We start from the raw sequence: 466 nt of genomic DNA, 5'->3' as shown, positions 1-466 counted from the left end.
CCATCGACTTCACGGGCCACGGTTGCCTTGCCATCGGCGATCGTCACCTTCGACGCGAACGTCGCTTGCGGCAGGCCGGCCAGCGCGGCCAGCATCTGGCCCGTCTGGTTCGAGTCGTCGTCGATCGCCTGCTTGCCGAGGATCACGAGTTGCGGCTGTTCCTTGTCGACCAGCGCCTTCAGGATCTTCGCGACGGCCAGCGGCTCGACGCTGTCGGTCGACTCGACGAGGATCGCGCGGTCCGCGCCGATCGCCAGCGCCGTGCGCAGCGTTTCCTGCGCTTGCGCGACGCCGACCGACACCGCGATCACTTCGGTCGCGACACCGGCTTCCTTCAGCCGCACCGCTTCTTCCACCGCGATTTCGTCGAACGGGTTCATCGACATCTTCACGTTCGCGATGTCGACGCCCGTGTTGTCCGACTTCACGCGGACCTTCACGTTGTAATCGACCACTCTTTTCACTG

1 pseudogene is annotated in these 466 nt (G+C 64.8%); it reads right to left on the bottom strand.

The window, feature by feature from the left end:
* Positions 1-464, bottom strand: a pseudogene (locus tag DIE02_RS35290) (electron transfer flavoprotein subunit beta/FixA family protein); the annotation flags it as partial.
* Positions 465-466: the final 2 nt, after the last annotated feature.

The sequence above is a fragment of the Burkholderia sp. Bp8991 genome (genome assembly GCF_003853795.1).
Taxonomy (GTDB): Bacteria; Pseudomonadota; Gammaproteobacteria; order Burkholderiales; family Burkholderiaceae; genus Burkholderia.
This window is presented reverse-complemented; position numbering and strand designations above follow the sequence as displayed.